This window comes from Hallerella porci (assembly GCF_003148885.1).
Lineage (GTDB): Bacteria > Fibrobacterota > Fibrobacteria > Fibrobacterales > Fibrobacteraceae > Hallerella > Hallerella porci.
Genome location: NZ_QGHD01000068.1, coordinates 1 through 1,508, shown reverse-complemented (window position 1 = coordinate 1,508; position 1,508 = coordinate 1). Strand labels below are relative to the sequence as shown.

Sequence of the window (1,508 nt, the reverse complement as noted above, 5' to 3'; positions counted from 1 at the left end):
CTTCCGATTTTTAAAACGACTTACTCGCTTATGCTTTTGTGCGCACAGTCTGTTCCGAATATGCCCAAAAATTTTCGTTATTCGCTGGGCGAAAATTTGCAAAAGAAAGTGATGGAAATTTTGCTCTTCGTTTATAAAGCAAACAAGACGCAAAATAAAATGGAATTTTTGCAAAAAATGGCAGAAGAAATCGTCGAAGTCAAAGTGTACATTCGTTTGCTCACCGATTTGCGCGCCATTTCCGAAGGCAAATACGTCGAAATGATTGACCTTGCGCAATCGATTTCCAAGCAAATCGCCGCCTGGGAAAAATACGTGAAACAGAAATAATCGATATGAATTTTCACGCTTATGCAAGGAGTGCGAGAGTGCTTTCGGCTACGGCTTAAGGCAGAGTGCAAAGTAAATTCAGTAAATGCAATCTGACTGAAAATTTCAGCCAATAAAAATTGTCTATGACAAATCGTAAAATCCCTTTGTCACATTTCAGCAAAAACGATTGCAATTTAGCAGGGAACCGTAACGATTCTGACTTGAATAACTCAGGGAGTAACGGAAACTACTGGAGTTCTACTCCGAACGAGAACAACAGCAAGGGCGCTTACAACTTGAACTTCAATTCGGGTAACCAGAACGTGAACAACAACAACCGCAACAACGGACAATCTGTTCGCCCCGTCTTAGAATTTACTACTCCTTGCATAAGCTTATAAAAAATGCTAGATCCTTCACATTCGTTCAGGATGACATGTGGGGAGCATTCATAATGACTCTTTAATTGTTAATTATCCATTTTTAATTATGCATTGTTCAAAGTCTACGCTTCTACTCGATTTGTTCAAAGCGTATAAAGATGCGCGGAAACATAAACGCGCAAAAAATTATCAGCTTGAATTTGAATTGAATTTAGAAGAAAATTTAGTGGAACTTCGAGACGAATTATTTTCAAGAACTTATAAGCCAAAGCCTTCGAGCTGTTTTGTAATTCACGACCCGAAAATGCGCGAAGTTTTTGCTGCCGAATTTAGAGATCGAATCGTGCATCATTTGTTTTACAATTACACGCATGAACTTTTCGAACGAACCTTTATCGAAGATTCCTACAGCTGCATCAAAAATCGTGGAACGCATTACGGCATCAAACGTTTGGAACATCACATTCGAAGTGTCTCTGAAAATTACACGAAGCCTTGCTTTGTTTTAAAGCTTGATATTTCGGGATATTTTATGAGCATTAACCGAATTCGTTTGCTTGAAATTTCCCGAAAAACTTTACAGAAAATGCGGTTTCACCAATCGAATGACGAAGGAAAAATTTGGAATGAAATTTTAGATTTTGAATTGATTGATTATTTGCTCGAAAATATTGTCCTTTTAAATCCGCTTGAAAATTGCATTTGCAAAGGCGGAAAAAATAGCTGGAAAGGTTTAGCGCAAAATAAAAGTTTGTTTTTTGCTAAAGAAAATTGTGGACTTCCGATTGGGAATTTATCATCGCAATTATTTAG

At 37.4% G+C, this 1,508-nt stretch carries 2 protein-coding genes and 1 pseudogene; all 3 read left to right on the top strand.

Annotation, left to right across the window (positions count from 1 at the left end; genetic code table 11):
- Positions 1–330, top strand: a 330-nt coding sequence (locus B0H50_RS13010) for a four helix bundle protein (protein WP_109587929.1), incomplete at its 5' end; no start/stop codon positions are given.
- A gap of 125 nt (positions 331–455) precedes the next feature.
- Entirely contained in the window at positions 456–713 is a 258-nt protein-coding gene (locus B0H50_RS13225; protein ID WP_146129269.1) for a hypothetical protein, read from the top strand.
- Positions 714–801: 88 nt separating this feature from the next.
- Positions 802–1,508: pseudogene (locus tag B0H50_RS13005) on the top strand (RNA-directed DNA polymerase); the annotation flags it as partial.